This window comes from Mesorhizobium sp. WSM1497 (assembly GCF_001672455.2).
Lineage (GTDB): Bacteria > Pseudomonadota > Alphaproteobacteria > Rhizobiales > Rhizobiaceae > Mesorhizobium > Mesorhizobium ciceri.
Genome location: NZ_CP021070.1, coordinates 16,783 through 34,622, shown reverse-complemented (window position 1 = coordinate 34,622; position 17,840 = coordinate 16,783). Strand labels below are relative to the sequence as shown.

The 17,840-nt window shown below is 63.0% G+C and carries 16 protein-coding genes and 1 pseudogene; 16 read left to right on the top strand and 1 reads right to left on the bottom strand.

Annotated elements, in window-relative coordinates; all coding sequences use genetic code 11:
- The 9 genes and pseudogenes from miaB (at nucleotide 1) to A9K65_RS00125 (ending at nucleotide 9,006) form a co-directional block, all read left to right on the top strand.
- Nucleotides 1-1,371 (top strand): tRNA (N6-isopentenyl adenosine(37)-C2)-methylthiotransferase MiaB, encoded by a 1,371-nt coding sequence (gene miaB / locus A9K65_RS00165; protein WP_245322139.1) that lies wholly within the window; start codon nucleotides 1-3, stop codon nucleotides 1,369-1,371.
- An 83-nt stretch (nucleotides 1,372-1,454) separates the two neighbouring features.
- Entirely contained in the window at nucleotides 1,455-2,447 is a 993-nt protein-coding gene (locus A9K65_RS00160; RefSeq protein ID WP_023758127.1) for a PhoH family protein, read from the top strand.
- An 18-nt stretch (nucleotides 2,448-2,465) separates the two neighbouring features.
- A complete protein-coding gene (gene ybeY, locus A9K65_RS00155; RefSeq protein ID WP_013527905.1) occupies nucleotides 2,466-2,966 on the top strand; it encodes an rRNA maturation RNase YbeY in 501 nt (166 codons plus the stop codon).
- Nucleotides 2,967-2,994: 28 nt separating this feature from the next.
- Nucleotides 2,995-4,107, top strand: coding sequence for a hemolysin family protein (locus A9K65_RS00150; RefSeq protein ID WP_024503458.1), 1,113 nt, complete (start codon nucleotides 2,995-2,997; stop codon nucleotides 4,105-4,107).
- A 16-nt stretch (nucleotides 4,108-4,123) separates the two neighbouring features.
- Nucleotides 4,124-4,592, top strand: a pseudogene (locus A9K65_RS00145) (VOC family protein).
- A 101-nt stretch (nucleotides 4,593-4,693) separates the two neighbouring features.
- Nucleotides 4,694-6,286 carry an apolipoprotein N-acyltransferase gene (gene lnt / locus A9K65_RS00140; RefSeq protein ID WP_063171171.1) on the top strand — a complete coding sequence of 531 codons (1,593 nt, stop codon included), beginning with the start codon at nucleotides 4,694-4,696 and terminating at the stop codon, nucleotides 6,284-6,286.
- A 141-nt stretch (nucleotides 6,287-6,427) separates the two neighbouring features.
- Nucleotides 6,428-6,847 carry a helix-turn-helix domain-containing protein gene (locus A9K65_RS00135; RefSeq protein WP_013527901.1) on the top strand — a complete coding sequence of 140 codons (420 nt, stop codon included), beginning with the start codon at nucleotides 6,428-6,430 and terminating at the stop codon, nucleotides 6,845-6,847.
- A gap of 169 nt (nucleotides 6,848-7,016) precedes the next feature.
- Nucleotides 7,017-8,282 (top strand): methionine adenosyltransferase, encoded by a 1,266-nt coding sequence (metK, locus tag A9K65_RS00130; protein WP_024503461.1) that lies wholly within the window; start codon nucleotides 7,017-7,019, stop codon nucleotides 8,280-8,282.
- Between the two features lie 22 nt (nucleotides 8,283-8,304).
- On the top strand, nucleotides 8,305-9,006 hold the full coding sequence (locus tag A9K65_RS00125) for a tRNA (guanosine(46)-N(7))-methyltransferase TrmB (RefSeq protein WP_064995718.1): 702 nt from the start codon (nucleotides 8,305-8,307) through the stop codon (nucleotides 9,004-9,006).
- Between the two features lie 66 nt (nucleotides 9,007-9,072).
- Here A9K65_RS00125 and A9K65_RS00120 read toward each other — a convergent pair whose 3' ends face one another.
- A complete protein-coding gene (locus tag A9K65_RS00120; RefSeq protein ID WP_013527898.1) occupies nucleotides 9,073-9,240 on the bottom strand; it encodes a hypothetical protein in 168 nt (55 codons plus the stop codon).
- Between the two features lie 299 nt (nucleotides 9,241-9,539).
- On the opposite strand from A9K65_RS00120, the gene rimP reads away from it, so the two are divergent.
- From rimP to corA, 7 genes are all read left to right on the top strand, one after another.
- Complete coding sequence (gene rimP, locus A9K65_RS00115) at nucleotides 9,540-10,184, top strand: ribosome maturation factor RimP (RefSeq protein ID WP_013527897.1); 645 nt, start codon at nucleotides 9,540-9,542, stop codon at nucleotides 10,182-10,184.
- A gap of 49 nt (nucleotides 10,185-10,233) precedes the next feature.
- Complete coding sequence (nusA, locus tag A9K65_RS00110; RefSeq protein WP_013527896.1) at nucleotides 10,234-11,829, top strand: transcription termination factor NusA; 1,596 nt, start codon at nucleotides 10,234-10,236, stop codon at nucleotides 11,827-11,829.
- A gap of 38 nt (nucleotides 11,830-11,867) precedes the next feature.
- Nucleotides 11,868-12,518, top strand: coding sequence for an RNA-binding protein (locus A9K65_RS00105; protein ID WP_024503463.1), 651 nt, complete (start codon nucleotides 11,868-11,870; stop codon nucleotides 12,516-12,518).
- Nucleotides 12,515-15,091 carry a translation initiation factor IF-2 gene (gene infB / locus A9K65_RS00100; RefSeq protein WP_013527894.1) on the top strand — a complete coding sequence of 859 codons (2,577 nt, stop codon included), beginning with the start codon at nucleotides 12,515-12,517 and terminating at the stop codon, nucleotides 15,089-15,091. Before A9K65_RS00105 ends, infB begins: the two co-directional genes overlap by 4 nt.
- 125 nt (nucleotides 15,092-15,216) lie before the next feature.
- Complete coding sequence (rbfA, locus tag A9K65_RS00095) at nucleotides 15,217-15,657, top strand: 30S ribosome-binding factor RbfA (protein ID WP_024503464.1); 441 nt, start codon at nucleotides 15,217-15,219, stop codon at nucleotides 15,655-15,657.
- Entirely contained in the window at nucleotides 15,657-16,652 is a 996-nt protein-coding gene (gene truB / locus A9K65_RS00090; protein WP_013527892.1) for a tRNA pseudouridine(55) synthase TruB, read from the top strand. The genes rbfA and truB overlap by 1 nt, the downstream gene beginning before the upstream one ends.
- A 44-nt stretch (nucleotides 16,653-16,696) precedes the next feature.
- Nucleotides 16,697-17,791 (top strand): magnesium/cobalt transporter CorA, encoded by a 1,095-nt coding sequence (gene corA / locus A9K65_RS00085; RefSeq protein ID WP_063169994.1) that lies wholly within the window; start codon nucleotides 16,697-16,699, stop codon nucleotides 17,789-17,791.
- Nucleotides 17,792-17,840: the final 49 nt, after the last annotated feature.

The following is a 17,840-nucleotide window of genomic DNA, read 5'->3' as shown; positions in this document are numbered from 1 at the left end:
ATGGCTGGACAGCCGGCAGTGCTTTCCACGGCAGCGAGAAAAGTCTTCATCAAGACCTATGGCTGCCAGATGAATGTCTATGATTCGCAGCGTATGGCCGATGCGCTGGCTGCCGACGGCTATTCCGCGACCGATGCCATTGGCGAGGCGGACCTGGTGCTGCTGAACACCTGTCATATCAGGGAGAAGGCGGCCGAAAAGGTCTATTCCGAGCTCGGCCGTATCCGCGACATGAAAGCCGAGCGTGCCCTGGCCGGCCGCGAGATGCTGGTCGGCGTCGCCGGCTGCGTGGCGCAGGCCGAAGGCGCCGAGATCATCCGCCGTTCGCCGGCCGTCGACCTGGTCATCGGCCCGCAGACTTATCACCGGCTCCCCGACGTGCTGGCGCGGGTGCGCGGCGGCGAAAAGATCGTCGAGACCGACTACGCCATCGAGGACAAGTTCGAGCATCTGCCGCAGCCCAAGCGCGCCGAGGTCATCAAGCGCGGCGTCACCGCCTTCCTCACCGTGCAGGAAGGCTGCGACAAGTTCTGCACCTTCTGCGTCGTGCCCTATACCAGAGGCTCCGAAGTTTCCCGGCCGGTGGCGCAGATTGTCGCGGAGGCTGAGCGCCTGGCTGAAGCTGGGGTGCGCGAAGTGACGCTGCTTGGCCAGAACGTCAATGCCTGGCATGGCCAGGGCGAGAACGGCCACGAGTGGGGCCTTGGCCGCCTGCTGTTCAGGCTGGCCGAAATCCCCGGGCTGGCGCGTCTGCGCTATACCACCAGCCACCCGCGCGACATGGATGACGAGCTGATAGCGGCCCATCGCGATCTGCCGTCGTTGATGCCCTATCTGCATCTGCCGGTGCAATCAGGCTCCGACCGCATCCTCAAGGCGATGAATCGCCGGCACACGGCGAGGGATTATCTGGCGCTGCTCGACCGTATCCGCACTGCCCGGCCTGACATCGCGCTTTCCGGCGACTTCATCGTCGGCTTCCCCGGCGAGACAGAAGCGGATTTCGAGGCGACCATGGAGCTGGTGCGTCAGGTGAATTACGCCTCGGCCTTCTCCTTCAAATATTCGCCGCGCCCCGGCACGCCAGGCGCCGAAATGCCCGATCATGTGCCGGAAACGGTCAAGGACGAGCGCTTGCAGCGGCTGCAGGCCTTGCTCGTGAAACAGCAGCAGGACTTCGGCTTGAGCCTCGTCGGCAGCACCATCGACACACTGATCGAGAAGCCCGGCCGTCAGGCCGGCCAGAAGGTAGGCCGCTCACCTTGGCTGCAGCCGGTTATTGTTGATGAAAAGGCCGGCGAAATCGGTGACATTATCCAGGTGCGAATCACGAAGACGGGCTACAACAGCCTGTTCGCCGAATTGGCCTGAGGGTCTCGGCAGATGAGGAGAGACGGTTGAGCGCAGCAGAGCTGAAGAACCTGCCCCCGGTACCGGCATCTGGGGCTTCTGACATGGCGCACATCGTTCTGACTTTCGACAACAACAAGCTTGCCAGCGCCCTCTATGGTCAGTTCGACGAAAACCTCGCCCGGCTCGAGCAGAAGCTTGGCGTCGACATCCGCTCACGCGGCAACCAGCTGACCATCAAAGGGTCCGCTTCTGCCGCCGAGCAGGCGCGCCGCGCCCTGGACAATCTTTACGGCATTCTCCAGAAAGGCGTCGATATCGGCCAGTCCGACGTTGACGGCGCCGTGCGCATGGCGATTGCCGCCGACGATCAGTTGACCCTGCCAACGCTGGAACGCAAGGGCAAGGTCTCCGCCGCCCAGATCGCCACCCGCAAGAAGACGATCTATGCCCGTTCGCTCAACCAGGACGCCTACATGCGGGCGCTGGAACGGTCGGAACTGGTGTTCGGCATCGGCCCGGCCGGCACCGGCAAGACCTACCTGGCGGTGGCGCACGCGGCGATGCTGCTCGAGCGCGGCATGGTCGAGCGCATCATTCTCTCGCGGCCGGCGGTCGAGGCCGGCGAGCGGCTGGGCTTCCTGCCCGGCGACATGAAGGAGAAGGTCGATCCCTATCTGCGTCCGCTCTATGACGCGCTCTACGACATGATGCCGGCCGACAAGGTCGAGCGCGCCATTGCCGCCGAAGTGATCGAAATCGCGCCGCTTGCCTTCATGCGCGGCCGCACGCTGGCGCATGCCGCCGTCATCCTCGACGAGGCGCAGAACACCACGCCGATGCAGATGAAGATGTTCCTGACGCGTCTGGGCGAAAACTCGCGCATGATCGTCACCGGCGATCCGACCCAGATCGACCTTCCCTCGAACACCAAATCGGGCCTGGTCGAAGCCTTGCGGGTGCTGGACGGCGTGGCGGGCGCGGTCACCGTGCGCTTCAACGACGGCGACGTGGTCCGCCATCCGCTGGTGGCGGAAATCGTCAGGGCCTACGACCGGGACGCCAAGCTGGCGCGTGGCCTCGGCGCCGAGAATTGATGTTGGCGATGCGGCTTCATGCCTGAGGACATAATATCCGGCGACGGGAATATTCCCGTCGACATCGACATAGCGGTTGAGGCGGGCAACTGGCCCGACGAGGCAAGCCTGACGCGGCTGGTCGATCGGGCCGTTAAGGCGGCTTTTGCCGAAACCGGCGTGGCGGGCCGTTCCGAACTCAGTCTCGTTTTTTCCGACGACGCCCATATCCAGGTTCTCAACGCCGGCTGGCGCGGCAAGGACAAACCGACCAACGTCTTGTCTTTCCCGGCTTTTCCGTTTGCGCAGGGCGGTCCGTTGCCGCCGATGCTGGGCGACATCGTGCTGGCCGCCGAAACGGTCGCCCATGAAGCGGTACTGGAAGACAAGCCTGTCGAGAACCATATCACCCATCTCGTCATCCACGGCCTGCTGCATCTGCTGGGCTACGATCACGAGACCGAGGCCGAGGCCGAGGCGATGGAAGCCGTCGAACGCGCGGCGCTTGCAAGGCTTGCCATTCCCGACCCCTACGCGTAACTACATCTGACCAATTGACCGGACGACGATGAACGACAAACCAGAGACTGCCGCCCGCCCCGACGCCGGCAGTGCAACCAAGGCTTCCGATACGTCGGAAGAGGGATCAAGTCCGAGTACCGTTACCTCTGGTGCTAGCAGTACCTCTGCTGCTGCCGGCATCGGCAGCGCTGCCAGCGAGACATCGCCTGCCGGTCCCTCCCTGTTCGACCGCGTTCTTGGCCTGTTCAGGCAACGCAACGGAACCAGCCTGCGGGAGGAAATCGCCGGCGCGCTTGCCGAGACAACGAGCGATGCCGGCGCCTTCTCGCCCGGCGAACGCGCCATGCTCAACAACATCCTGCGGCTGCGCGAAGTGCGCGTCGAGGACGTCATGGTGCCGCGCGCCGACATTCAAGGGGTCGAAATCACGACGACGCTCGGCGATCTGCTGGGCACCTTCGAGCAATCCGGCCATTCCCGCATGCCGGTCTATTCAGAGACCCTCGATGATCCGCGCGGCATGGTCCATATCCGTGATGTGCTGGCCCACATCACCAAGATCGCGCGCGTCAAGAAGGGCCGCTCGACCAGGAAAACACCCGTCGCCACGGTTCTCGATCTCGCCCAGGTCGATCTCGCACGCACCATTGGCGACCTCAATCTGATCCGCCCGGTGCTGTTCGTGCCGCCGTCGATGCTCGCCTCCGACCTGATGGCTCGCATGCAGACGACGCGCACGCAAATGGCGCTGGTCATCGATGAATATGGCGGCACCGACGGCCTTGCCTCGCTGGAAGACATCGTCGAGATGGTGGTCGGCGACATCGAGGACGAGCATGACGACGACGAGCCGATGATCACCCAGAGCGGCGACGGCGTGTTCATCGTCGATGGCAAGGCCGAGATCGACGACGTCGCCAAGATGATCGGCGGGGATTTCGCCGCCGGTGAACATGGCGAATATGTCGACACCATCGGCGGCATGATTTTCAACACGCTTGGCCGTGTTCCGGCCCGCGGCGAGGTGGTGCAGGCCATACCCGGTTTCGAATTTCACGTCCTCGACGCTGATCCGCGCCGCGTCAAGCGCGTGCGCATCGTGCAGAGCCAGAAGGGTGAGCGTCGCCGGCGTGCCACGGCGCGCACCGAACAGGCGTGAGCGTTTCGCTCGCACGATGACTATCGACGACCCGTTCAAGCATCCAAGTCTGGGCTCTGGTGTTTCTACAAGGATCCTCGTGCCGCGCTGGACTGGCTGGAAGCCGCTTTCGGCTTCGAGCGCAGCATGGTGGTCAGCGATGCCGAGGGAAAGCTCATCCATGCAGAGATGCGGTTCGGCGACAGCTACATCATCGTCGATTCCGAATGGAGCGATTACGTCGCCAGCCCGGTTTCGATCTTGGGCAAGAACACGCAGTCGATCTATGTCAGGCTGAAGGGTGGCCTGGATGCGCATTGCGAGCAGGCGCGGGCGCTCGACGCTGATATAATCCAGGAGCCGGCGGATCAGTTCTACGGTGAGCGCCAGTATCGTGCACGCGACCCCGAGGGCCATGTCTGGACCTTCACGCAGACCATCCGTTCGGTTCAGCGCGAGGGGCCGAGCGGCTGGGGGGCGTTCAAATCGAGGGTTGGCACCGGTAGGCAGGGCCGGAGCTGTGCATCTCAGCCAGCCCATGCGCCGTTTGGAGCGCGGAGCGCAGCCTGTTAAATCTTGTGTCCTGATTCGCGACTCGGAAGTATGCATGGAGCGCCTCACCGGCCGGATAATTCTGCTTTGGGGTTGGCGGCGTGCGCTCGTGGCGTTTCTCGCAGGCGCCCTCGCGGTGCTTGGGCAGGCGCCTTACGACTTCTTCGCCGCCTGTTTCGTCTCGTTCCCGCTGCTGGTCTGGCTGCTCGACGGCGCCACCGGCGAAGCTTCAGGCAGTCTGTTCCGGCGTCTGCGGCCGGCTTTCGCCGTCGGTTGGTGGTTCGGTTTCGGCTATTTCCTCGCCGGCCTCTGGTGGATCGGCTCGGCGCTGCTGGTCGAGGCCGACAGCTTTGCCTGGGCGCTTCCCTTCGCGGTGGTCGGCATTCCTTTCATGCTCGCCTTTTTCTACGGCTTTGCGGCAATCGTTGCTCGGCTGCTGTGGAGCAACGACATTGGCCGCATCGCCGCCCTTGCCTTCGGCTTCGGCCTGGCGGAATGGCTGCGCGATTTCCTGTTCACCGGTTTTCCCTGGAATGCCGTCGGCTACGCGGCCATGCCCGTGCCGCTGCTGATGCAGAGCGTCTCGGTGACGGGCATGATCGGCATGAACGCGCTCGCGGTGTTCGTCTTCGCACTGCCGGCACTGCTGGCGGCACGTCGGCACCTGCGCCTCGGCGCGGCACTGTTTGTCGTGCTCGTCGCTGCCCATGTCGGCTTCGGCTATATCAGGCTTGCCGCTCCCGAACCGCCAGCTTCACGCAGCCTGGATGTCCGCATTGTCCAGCCGGCCGTGGACCTGTCGGAAAAATGGGATGCCTCGGTGCGCGACCGCATCTTCGCGGTCCTGATGGGGCTCTCGGGCAAGGCGCCGGACCCAGGCCATCAAAAGCCGCAACTGATCCTGTGGCCCGAAACCTCGGTGCCGTTCCTCTTCACCGAGCGTCCGGACGCATTGACGGCGCTGGGGGATATGCTCGGACCCGGCCAGATGCTGATTGCCGGCGTCGTCCGCGAGGAAGGCGGCTCGGCCGCAAATGCCGACAGCCGCTACTACAACTCCGTGGTGGCGATCGACGACAAGGGTGAAATCACCGACGCCGTCGACAAGGTTCACCTGGTGCCGTTCGGCGAATACCTGCCTTTCGCCGATCTGCTCCAGCGTTTCGGCATCGAGCAACTGGTTGCCGGGCCGATGAGTTTCGCGGCCGGCAATGAGCGGCACGCCATTACGCTGCCCGACGGCATCCGTGCGCTGCCATTTATCTGTTATGAGGTGATCTTTCCCGATCTTGTGGCAGTTGACGCTGCGTCAGCGCAGCTTATTGTGAACGTTACCAATGATGCGTGGTTCGGCGACACGCCGGGTCCGTATCAGCATTTCAGGCAGGCCCAGATCCGTGCGGTGGAAAATGGATTGCCATTGGTGCGTGCCGCCAACAACGGCATCTCGGCCGTCGTCGATCCGCGCGGGCGCATCGTCGATGCGCTTGCTATCGACGCGCGCGGCGCCATCGATGCCCACATACCGATTTCCGGACAGGCGCTCATATCTCCCGGCCAACGGCGCATTAACGGAATGCTGATCATGTTGCTGTTTGCCGTTGGGGCAGCGCTGTTGAACGTAAGGCAAAGGCTACGGGTGAATTGACAGCCAACACATTAGAAACTCATACTGTAAGTGCCTGAAAATTTCTCGAAGCCGGTGGATCGTTCTGTTGGGGCAGTTGCCTCCGGCTTTGTTTGGGCAGGAAAAAAATAGAGAAAGCCGAAAAAATTCGGCGAGGAAAAAATGACAGAAGATAACAAGAAGAAACCGAATCCGATCGACATCCATGTTGGCAGTCGCATTCGGCTTCGCCGCAACATGCTTGGAATGAGCCAGGAAAAGCTGGGAGAAAACCTCGGCATCACATTTCAACAGATTCAGAAATATGAAAAGGGCACCAACCGCGTCGGCGCCAGCCGTCTGCAGGCGATCGCGTCCATACTCGGCGTGCCTGTCGCTTTCTTTTTTGAGGATGCGCCCGGCCAGGAGCCTGTGGCGGGCCGGGGATTTGCCGAGGACGCTTCGATGGCTTTCGCTGTCGAATTCTGCGGCAGCCCTGAAGGCCTTCAGCTCAACCGGGCCTTTGTCAAGATCGCCGACGCCAAGGTGCGCCGCAGGATCATAGACCTGGTCAAGTCCCTCTCCGCCGACGATCCCGACTGATCCTCAATCACGCCAGGACCGGCGGCGCCCCGCCGCCGGTGGCACAAGATAACGGCATCGACATTCATGCCAGAGCCGAAGCACCGCTTGACGAGCGGCGCTTCGCCCCGCTAACACGTGGCGCGCCAAAATCGGCAGCCTGCCGATCGTTTTTCAAGAGGGGACACCCGTGACGCGGCAGAACTACTTCTTTACCTCGGAATCCGTTGCCGAGGGCCATCCCGACAAAGTCTGTGACCGGATTTCCGACGAGATCGTCGATCTGGTCTATCGCGAAGCCAAGAAGACCGGCATGGACCCGTGGAAAGTCCGTGTCGCCTGCGAGACGCTGGCCACCACCAACCGTGTCGTCATCGCCGGCGAAGTGCGCGTCCCGGAAACGCTGCTGAAGAAGGACAAGGCAGGCAACATCCTCAAGGATGCCGCCGGCCATCCGGTCGTCAATCCGGCCAAGTTCAAATCGGTCGCCCGCAAGGCGATCCGCGAAATCGGCTACGAGCAGGCCGGCTTCCACTGGAAAACGGCGAAGATCGAGGTTCTGCTGCACGGCCAGTCGCCTGACATCGGCCAGGGCGTCGACAACGCTGCCGACCGTCAGGGCGAAGAGGGTGCCGGCGACCAGGGCATCATGTTCGGTTATGCCTGCCGCGAGACGCCGGATTTGATGCCGGCGCCGATCTACTACAGCCACAAGATCCTCGAACTGCTGGCTGCTGCCCGCCACGAAGGCAGCGGTGAAGCCGGCAGGCTCGGGCCGGATGCCAAGAGCCAGGTCACCGTTCGCTATGTCGACGGCAAGGCCGCCGAGGCGACGCAGATCGTGCTGTCCACGCAGCATCTCGATGCGAGCTGGGATTCAAAGAAGGTCCGCAAGGTCGTCGAACCCTATATCCGCGAGGCGCTGGGCGACCTCAAGATCGCCGACGATTGCATGTGGTACATCAATCCGACCGGCAAGTTCGTCATCGGCGGGCCGGACGGCGACGCCGGCCTGACCGGCCGCAAGATCATCGTCGACACCTACGGTGGTGCCGCACCCCATGGCGGCGGCGCCTTCTCCGGCAAGGACACCACCAAGGTGGATCGTTCGGCAGCCTATGCGGCGCGCTACCTGGCCAAGAACGTGGTGGCGGCGAAACTCGCCGACCGCTGCACCATCCAGCTTTCCTACGCCATCGGCGTCGCCCAGCCGCTGTCGGTCTATGTCGACTTGCACGGTACCGGCAAGGTCGACGAGGCAAAGCTCGAGGACGCGCTGCGCACGGTGATGGATCTGTCGCCGTCGGGCATCCGCCGTCACCTCGATCTCAACAAACCGATCTACGCCAAGACGTCGTCCTACGGCCATTTCGGCCGCAAGGCCGGCCGTGATGGGTCTTTCTCCTGGGAAAAGACCGATCTCGCCAAGGCGCTCAAGGACGCGGTCGCCGCCTGACAGCGGCGCCGGAAGTCCCGCCATGGATCCGAAGGACAGACCAAGCCGCGCGACCGAAGCCTTTTTCGGTCGCCGGCGCGGCAAGACCATGCGTCCGCAACAGGCGGCCGCGCTGGAAAGCGGCTTCGGTGCATATCGGCTCGACCTGGCGGCCGAGCCGCCGGCCGGTCTGCAAACTCTGTTTCAAGCCGATGTCAGCGCGGTTCGCCTGGAGATTGGCTTCGGCGGTGGCGAACATCTCCTGCACCGCGCGACCGAGGCGCCTTCGATCGGCTTTATCGGCGTCGAGCCCTTCGTCAACGGCATGGCCAAGATGATGATGGCGGTGCGCGAGAAACCGCTCGCCAATCTGCGGGTTTATGACGACGACGCCACAAGGCTGCTCGACTGGCTGCCGCAGGCCTCGCTCGGCGGCATCGATCTGCTCTATTCCGACCCCTGGCCGAAGAAGAAACACTGGAAGCGACGTTTCGTAAGCCCGGTCAATCTCGAGCGGTTCGCGCGCGTGCTGAAGCCTGGTTCAAAATTCCGCTTCGCCTCCGACATCGACACCTATGTCAACTGGACCTTGCTGCATTGCCGCGCGCATGGCGCGTTCGCATGGCAGGCTTGCGAGGCGGCGGACTGGCACCGGCCCTATGATGGTTGGCCGGGCACCCGTTACGAGGCCAAGGCCATTCGTGAGGGCCGGCGGCCGGCCTATCTTACCTTCATTCGGAAATAGGCTCGCTGTCTTAGAGCAATTCCAGAAAAAGTGTGAAACGGTTTTCCGTCCGGAATTGCGTCAAAGCTAGAAGCGGCGGCCGATGCGATCGAAGGCGGCAGGCTCGACGCCGAGGTTGCGCAGGTCGTCGGCGCGCGGCCTGCGACCGGCTTCCACGGCCCGTGAAGCGGCCACGGCGCTGCCGAATACGGTGAAGAAGTCGCCTATTGCAGAAAATATCTTGCGATTGCTCATGATCATGTCCTTTCGCGCACGTGTGGCGCACGGCCACCTTTGTGCAGCGCAGCGTAAGTAGGTGCGTTTCAGCGCCAATCCCATGGGGGCCGCCGCATGGGCGCCATGCGCTCCATGCAACGCTGGCGGGGGCCACCTCGATGGCAGCGTTGCCCGACCAGCATAGCGGGCTTGAAACACAGGCCGCGATCGTCTATATCAGCCTCAAATTCTTGGTCGGTATGACGAAGAGTGGGTCCACCCGGTCCCGCTCTTTTTTATTACCTGCCGATAACTTGGTAGAGAACGACAGGGCTTCAATGACTGCAACGGCAAGCGAGGGCGACGATCGCATCATCCGCGAAAGCGGCATCGATGCGCGCATCGCGCTGATCGTCCAGCCGGTTCTGCGCGGCATCGGCTTCCGCCTCGTGCGGGTGCATCTGTCGGGCCAGAACGGGCTGACGCTGCAGATCATGGCCGAACGCGAGGACGGCACCATGACCGTCGAGGATTGCGAAGAGGTCAGCCGCGCGGTGTCGCCGGCGCTCGATGTCGATGATCCGATCGAAAAGGCCTATCATCTTGAAGTCTCGTCGCCCGGCATCGACCGGCCGCTGGTCCGCAAATCGGATTTCACGACCTGGACGGGTCATCTGGTGAAAATGGAAACATCGATCGTCGTCGCCGACCGCAAGCGCTTCAAGGGCAAGATCGCCGAAGCCGGCGAAGACGATGTGCTGATCGAGCGCGACAAGGCAGCCTATGGCGAGGAGCCGACGGTGCGCGTCCCCTATGACGCGATTGCCGATGTGCGCCTGATCCTGACCGACGATCTCATCCGCGATGCCCTGTCGAAGGACAACAGGGCGCGCAAGGAAGCCAAGAAGCGCCGTGGCGAACCGGACGACGACGAGTCGGGTGCGGAAGCGGACGCCACGGAAGAACACGAACAGGAACTATGATTGAGCTGCCGGGCGCAAAGGTCCGGCAAACAAGCTCGGGAGAAAAACGATGGTTGTAAGCGCCAACAGACTTGAATTGCTGCAGATCGCCGACGCGGTCGCGCGTGAAAAGTCGATCGACAAGTCGATCGTCATCGCCGCCATGGCCGATGCGATCCAGAAGGCGGCGCGCTCGCGTTACGGTCAGGAGACCAACATCCGCGCCGACATCAACCCGAACACCGGTGAGATGAAACTGCAGCGGCTGATGGAAGTGGTCGAGAAGGTCGATGACTACGCCACGCAGATCGCCATTTCCTCGGCTCGCGAGCGCAATCCCGACGCCCAGCTCGGCGACTTCATCGCCGAACAGCTGCCGCCCATGGATTTCGGCCGCATCGCCGCCCAGTCGGCCAAGCAGGTCATCGTCCAGAAGGTCCGCGAGGCCGAACGCGACCGCCAGTATGACGAGTACAAGGACCGCATCGGCGAGATCGTCAACGGTACCGTCAAGCGCGTCGAATACGGCAATGTCATCGTCGATCTCGGCCGCGGCGAAGCGATCATCCGTCGCGATGAGCTGATCCCGCGCGAGAACTACAAATATGGCGACCGCGTCCGCGCCTATGTCTACGATGTGCGCCGCGAGCAGCGCGGCCCGCAGATCTTCCTGTCGCGCACCCATCCGCAGTTCATGGCCAAGCTGTTCACCATGGAAGTGCCGGAAATCTATGACGGCATCATCGAGATCAAGTCGGTCGCCCGCGACCCAGGTTCGCGCGCCAAGATCGCCGTCATCTCGCGGGACTCTTCGATCGATCCGGTCGGCGCCTGCGTCGGCATGCGCGGCAGCCGCGTCCAGGCCGTCGTCGGCGAATTGCAGGGTGAGAAGATCGACATCATTCCGTGGTCGCCTTCTGCGGCGTCCTTCATCGTCAATGCGCTGCAGCCGGCGGAAGTCGCCAAGGTCGTGCTCGACGAGGATGCCGAACGCATCGAAGTCGTGGTTCCCGACGACCAGCTGTCGCTGGCCATCGGTCGCCGCGGCCAGAATGTGCGTCTGGCTTCGCAGCTGACCGGTTGGGATATCGACATCCTGACCGAAGCCGAAGAATCCGAACGCCGCCAGAAGGAATTCGTCGAGCGTTCGTCGCTGTTCATGGAAGCCCTCGACGTCGACGAGATGGTCGGCCAGGTGCTGGCCTCCGAAGGCTTCACCAGCGTTGAGGAAGTCGCTTATGTCGATTCCGGCGAGATCGCCTCTATCGACGGTTTCGACGAGGACACCGCTTCCGAAATCCAGACCCGCGCCCGCGAATATCTGGAGAAGATCGAGGCCGAGCACGACGACAAGCGCAAGGCGCTCGGCGTTTCGGACGAATTGCGCGAAATCCCCGGCGTCACCACCGCCATGATGGTGACGCTTGGCGAGGACGGCGTGAAGACGATCGAGGATTTCGCCGGCTATGCCGCCGACGACCTGACCGGCTGGAAGGAACGCAAGGACGGCGAGACAAAAGTCTATCCGGGCGTGCTGGCCAATCATGGCGTGACCCGCGCAGACGCCGAACAGATGGTTCTGGCCGCCCGCCTCAAGGCCGGCTGGATCACCGAAGACGAGCTTGCAGCCGAAGAAGTCTCGGCTGACGAAGCCGTTGGTGCGTGAGGTGAAGCCGCATCGCACCGAACCCGCCCTTGGACGAGATGAACGATCGCACCTGCATCGTTACGCGCAAACAAGCCGAACCGGATGATCTGATCCGGTTCGTCGTCGGCCCGGATTCGGCCGTCGTTCCCGACATCAAGAGAAATCTGCCCGGCCGCGGTTGCTGGGTGAGCGCCGACCGCCTACATATCGACAAGGCTGCGGCGAAGAACCTCTTTGCCCGCGCCTTCAAGGCACAGGTGGTCGTGCCGCCCGATCTTGGCGGCATGGTCGACGGGCTGCTTTCCAGGCACGCTCTGGGCATGCTTGGTCTTGCCCGCAAGGCAGGCGCAATTTCGCTTGGTGCTACCAAGGTCGAGAGCGCGGTGCGCGGCGGATTGGCGCTTTTCGTGCTGCATGCTTCCGAGGCGTCCGATGACGGCGTGCGCAAGATCAGCCAGGCGCGACGGGCGACGGTCCATCTTGGTGGGCCCGCTATCCTTGCCTACAAACTTTTCTCCGAGGCCGAGTTGAGCTTGGCATTGGGGGGTACAAATGTGATACATGCTGCCGTTCTCGCGGGAGACGCGGGCAGGGCGGTCCAGAAGCGCATGGTTGCGCTCGACCGGTATCGGGGCGGTTCCCCGGACGATCTGGCAATGCTTGCGGCTGTTGCTGACGAAGATGATGCCGCAGAGGATATGGAATGAGCGATACGAAATCGGGTGACGACAATACGCTGAGTGTGACGCCGAAGAAGACCTTGACGCTGAAGCGCCCCGGTATGGAACAGGGCACTGTGCGCCAGAACTTCTCGCACGGCCGCACCAAGCAGGTCGTCGTCGAAACCAAGAAGCGCAAGTTCTCGATGCCCGGCGACAAGCCGGAGCCTGTTGCCGCCCCCGTCTTCACACCGAAGCCGGCGGTCGTGGCCGCACCCGTCGTCGTGCCGGAAGCACCGAAGGCGCCGCCACCCCCGCCGCCACCGGCCCCGGTCGAGCGCAGCGGCATGGTGCTGAACGAACTGTCGCGCAGTGAAATGGAAGCACGCCGCAGGGCGCTCGAGGGCTCGAAGGTTCGCGAGGTCGAGGACCGCCAGCGCGCCGCCGAGGATGCCAAGCGTCGCGCCGAGGACGAAGAGCGCCGCAAGCGCGAACGCGATGAATCCGCACGCCGCCAGGCCGAGGAAGAAGCACGGTTGCAGACCGAGGCCGAATCCCGCCGTCGGGCTGAGGAAGAGGCGCGTCGCCGCGCGCCATTGGCTGCCGAACTGGCAACAGTCGATGACGAGGAAGTGGCCAAGCCGAAGCGGGTTGGCGCCGGCGCACCGGTGCGCCGTCCGGTCACGCCTGAAGTGGCGCGTCCGGCCAAGCCGACCAAGAGCGAGGAAGATCGCCGCCGTGGCAAGCTGACGCTGAATTCGGCATTGTCCGACGAAGATGCGCGAGCCCGTTCGCTGTCGTCGATGCGTCGTCGCCAGGAAAAATTCAAGCGCGCGATGCACAATGAGCCGCGCGAGAAAGTCATGCGCGAAGTGATCCTGCCAGAGACCATCACCATCCAGGAACTGGCGCAACGCATGTCCGAGCGCGCGGTCGACCTGGTCAAGTTCTTCATGAAGCAGGGCCAGATCCTGAAGCCGGGCGACGTTATCGACGCCGACACGGCCGAGCTGGTCGCCACCGAATTCGGCCACACGGTCCGCCGCGTCGCCGAGTCCGACATCGAGGAAGGCCTGTTCAACATCGCCGACAATGCCGAGGACCTGGTTTCGCGTCCGCCGGTCGTGACGATCATGGGTCACGTCGATCATGGCAAGACCTCGCTGCTCGACGCGATCCGCAACGCCAATGTCGTCTCCGGCGAAGCCGGCGGCATCACCCAGCATATCGGCGCCTACCAGGTCGAGAAGAATGGTCACAAGATCACCTTCATCGACACGCCCGGCCACGCCGCCTTCACGGCGATGCGTGCTCGTGGCGCCCAGGCGACCGATATTGCCATCCTGGTGGTTGCGGCCGATGACAGCGTCATGCCGCAGACGATCGAATCGATCAGCCATGCCAAGGCGGCCGGCGTTCCGATCATCGTGGCGATCAACAAGATCGACAAGCATGATGCCGATCCGCAGAAGGTGCGCTCCGAACTGCTGCGCCACGAGGTTTTCGTCGAATCCATGGGCGGTGAAGTTCTGGACGTCGAAGTATCGGCGACCAAGGGCACCAATCTCGACAAACTGCTTGAGGCGATCCTGCTGCAGGCCGAAATTCTGGACCTGAAAGCCAATCCGGACCGTACCGCCGAAGGCGTCGTCATCGAGGCCCAGCTCGACAAGGGCCGTGGTCCCGTTGCCACCGTGCTGGTGCAGACCGGCACGCTGATGCCGGGCGACATCCTCGTTGCCGGCAATGAATGGGGCCGGGTGCGTGCGCTGGTCAACGATCGTGGCGTGCAGATCAAGGAAGCGCCGCCGGCGATGCCGGTGGAAGTGCTTGGCTTGCAGGGCACCCCGCAGGCCGGCGATCGCTTCGCCGTGGTCAACAACGAGGCCCGTGCCCGCGAGATCACCGAATACCGCCAGCGTCTGGCGCGCGAGAAGGCGGTTGCCAAGCATGCCGGCCAGCGCGGTTCGCTCGAGCAGATGATGTCGCAATTGCAGACAAGCGGGCTGAAGGAATTCCCGTTGGTCATCAAGGGCGACGTGCAGGGCTCGATCGAGGCGATCAATGCCGCACTCGATAAGCTCGGCACCGACGAGGTTCGTGCACGCATCGTCCATGCCGGTGCCGGCGCCATCACCGAAAGCGACGTGTCGCTGGCCGAGACTTCGGGTGCCGCGATCATCGGCTTCAACGTCCGCGCCAACGTCCAGGCACGTGCCGCTGCTGCGGCGGCTGGCATCGAGATCCGCTACTACTCGATCATCTACAACCTTGTGGATGACGTGAAGGCGGCTCTGTCGGGCCTGTTGTCGCCGGAGCGTCGCGAGACTTTCATCGGCAATGCGCAGATCCTCGAAATCTTCGACATCACCAAGGTCGGCAAGATCGCCGGCTGCCGTGTCACCGAAGGCAAGGTCGAGCGTGGTGCGGGCGTGCGCCTGATCCGCGACAACGTCGTCATCCACGAAGGCACGCTGAAGACGCTGAAGCGCTTCAAGGACGAAGTTTCGGAAGTCCCCGGCGGCCAGGAGTGCGGCATGGCCTTCCAGAACTACGAGGACATGCGCGTCGGCGACGTCATCGAGTGCTTCCGCGTCGAGATGGTGACCCGGACACTCTGAGTTCGAGTGACTTGTCCATACCGGGCGGTGGTCGAAAGGCCGCCGCCCCAAGTCTATTGAGAATGCCCATATGAGACATGCGGCACGGTTCCATCCCGCGCCTCACGCTTTCAGGATTGAGAAAAATGCCCCGTCCAACCGCATCCAGCCCATCCCAGCGCATGCTGCGCGTCGCCGAACAGGTGCGCCATGCCCTATCCGAAACCCTGCAGCGCGGCGAGATCATCGATCCGCTGATCGAGAACACCGTGGTGTCGGTCTCGGAAGTGCGCATGTCGCCCGATTTGAAGGTCGCTACCGCTTTCGTCTCGCCGCTCGGCGCCAAAGATGCCGATGCGGTGGTCGAGGCGTTGAACAAGCATGCGAAATTCGTCCGTGGCCGTGTCTCCGGCGCGCTGCGGCAGATGAAGTTCATGCCGGAGTTCCGCTTCAAGCTCGACACCTCCTTCGACAATTTTGCCAGGATCAACGACCTCTTGAAATCGCCGGAAGTGGCGCGCGATCTGGGTCCTGAGGACCAGGAAAACGCAGACCAGGACAAAGACGACAACAAGGACACCGAATAGTGGCGCGTCGCGGCAAGAAGAAGGGCCGGCCGATCTCGGGCTGGCTGATCCTGGACAAGCCGGTCGGCATGGGCTCGACCGAAGCCGTCTCCAAGATCAAATGGCTGTTCCAGGCGGAAAAGGCCGGCCATGCAGGCACGCTCGACCCGCTGGCGTCCGGCATGCTGCCGATCGCGCTTGGCGAGGCTACCAAGACCGTGCCTTACGTGCAGGACGGCGCCAAAATCTATCGCTTCACCGTTGCCTGGGGACAGGAGCGTTCGACCGATGACCTCGAAGGTCCGGTGACGAAAGAATCCGACCTGCGTCCGTCGGAAGCCCAAGTGCTCGCCCTGCTGCCGAAATACACCGGCGTCATCATGCAGACGCCGCCGCAATTCTCGGCCATCAAGATCGCAGGCGAGCGCGCCTATGATCTGGCCCGCGACGGCGCGACGGTCGACATACCCGCGCGAGAGATCGAGATCGGCCGTCTGGACGTTGTCGAGCATGGCGCCGACCATACTGTTTTCGAGGTCGAGTGCGGCAAGGGCACCTATGTGCGCTCGCTGGCCCGCGACATGGGCCGCGACATCGGCTGCTTCGGTCACATCTCCGAATTGCGCCGGGTCGAGGTCGAGCCGTTCACCTCGGAAGACTTCGTCACCATCGCCGAACTGGAAGCCGCCCGTTTCGGTGTGGAGGAGGTCGACAGCTCGGACACGACAGAAGCCGCTGACAAGGCAGAGGCTGCCGACAAGGTGGAAGCGCCAATCGACTTCGACGCCATCGATGCGCTTCTGGTCGACACATCGGCTGCCCTCGATTGCCTGCCGCAGATCGCCATCAGCGATGACGCGGCAACCAAGATCCGCCTCGGCAACCCGGTCATCATCCGCGGCCGCGACGCACCGGTGGAAGCCGAAGAAGCCTGCGCCACGGCGCGCGGCAAGCTGGTCGCCATCGGTGCCATTGAGCAAGGCATGTTCAAGCCCAAGCGGGTCTTTGCCGGTTGATTCCTGTCGTCTAATGTCGAGGCGAGGACTCGCACGAGGGGAATATGGCAAAGGCTGAGACCGTGAAGACGCGGGCACCGGCGAAAACGCGGCGGCCGCCGGTCGGTGCGTCGCCCGGCACGCTGATCGCCGACCCGTCGGCGCGTCGCTCGGAACTGCGTTTGACGCTGATCTCGCCCGAAAAATTCAAGACTATCGAAAATGCCAGCATCGACGACCTCAACACCCATTGCCACAAATGGCCGGTCCTCTGGCTCGACTGCACCGGCCTCGCCAACATCCCGCTGATCGAGGAGATCGGCCGCATTTTCAGCCTGCATCCGCTGGCGCTGGAGGACGTCGTCAACACCGGCCAGCGGCCTAAGGTCGACTTCTTCGAGGACCATGCCTTCGTCGTCGTCAGGATGATCGACGATGTCACCTCGCACCGCTATGAGCAGATCGCCGTCTTCTTCGGCAGCAACTTCGTCGTTACCTTCCAGGAGCGGGAAGGCGATCCATTCGATCCGGTGCGCAAGCGCATCGAAAGTTCGGCGCCCAACCGGCTGCGCGCCCGCGGCGCCGACTATCTTGCCTATGCGCTGATCGATGCCATCGTCGACAGCTATTTTCCGCCGATCGAGGCCGCCGGTGACATGGTCGACAGCATCGAGGACCAGATGCTGCATTCGCCGCACAAACACCAGATGCGGCAGCTGCATGAATTGCGGCGTGACGCCAACGTGCTGAAAGGCGTGCTGTGGCCGATGCGCGATGCGCTGGCGACGCTGATCCGCAACGATGTGCCCTATGTGAAGGCCGAGACCAAGATCTTCCTCAACGACACGCTCGACCATGCGCTCAGGCTGATCGAGCTGGTCGAGACCCAGCGCGATATGCTGACCGGCCTGATCGAGATGCACCTGTCGCTGAGCCAGGCGCGCACCAACGACGTTATCAGCTATCTCACCATCGTCTCGGTCATCTTCATGCCGCTCACCTTCCTGGTCGGCATCTGGGGCATGAATTTCGATCCGGAGTCTTCGCCCTGGAACATGCCGGAACTGAAGGCCTACTACGGCTATCCCTTGTCGCTGCTGTTCATGGCGCTTGTCGCGTTCGGGCTGATCGCCTTCTTCAAATGGAAGAAATGGCTTTGACAGGGATAAACCTGCCATTTTGGCCTGAAAAGCCGGCTTGTGAATTGGG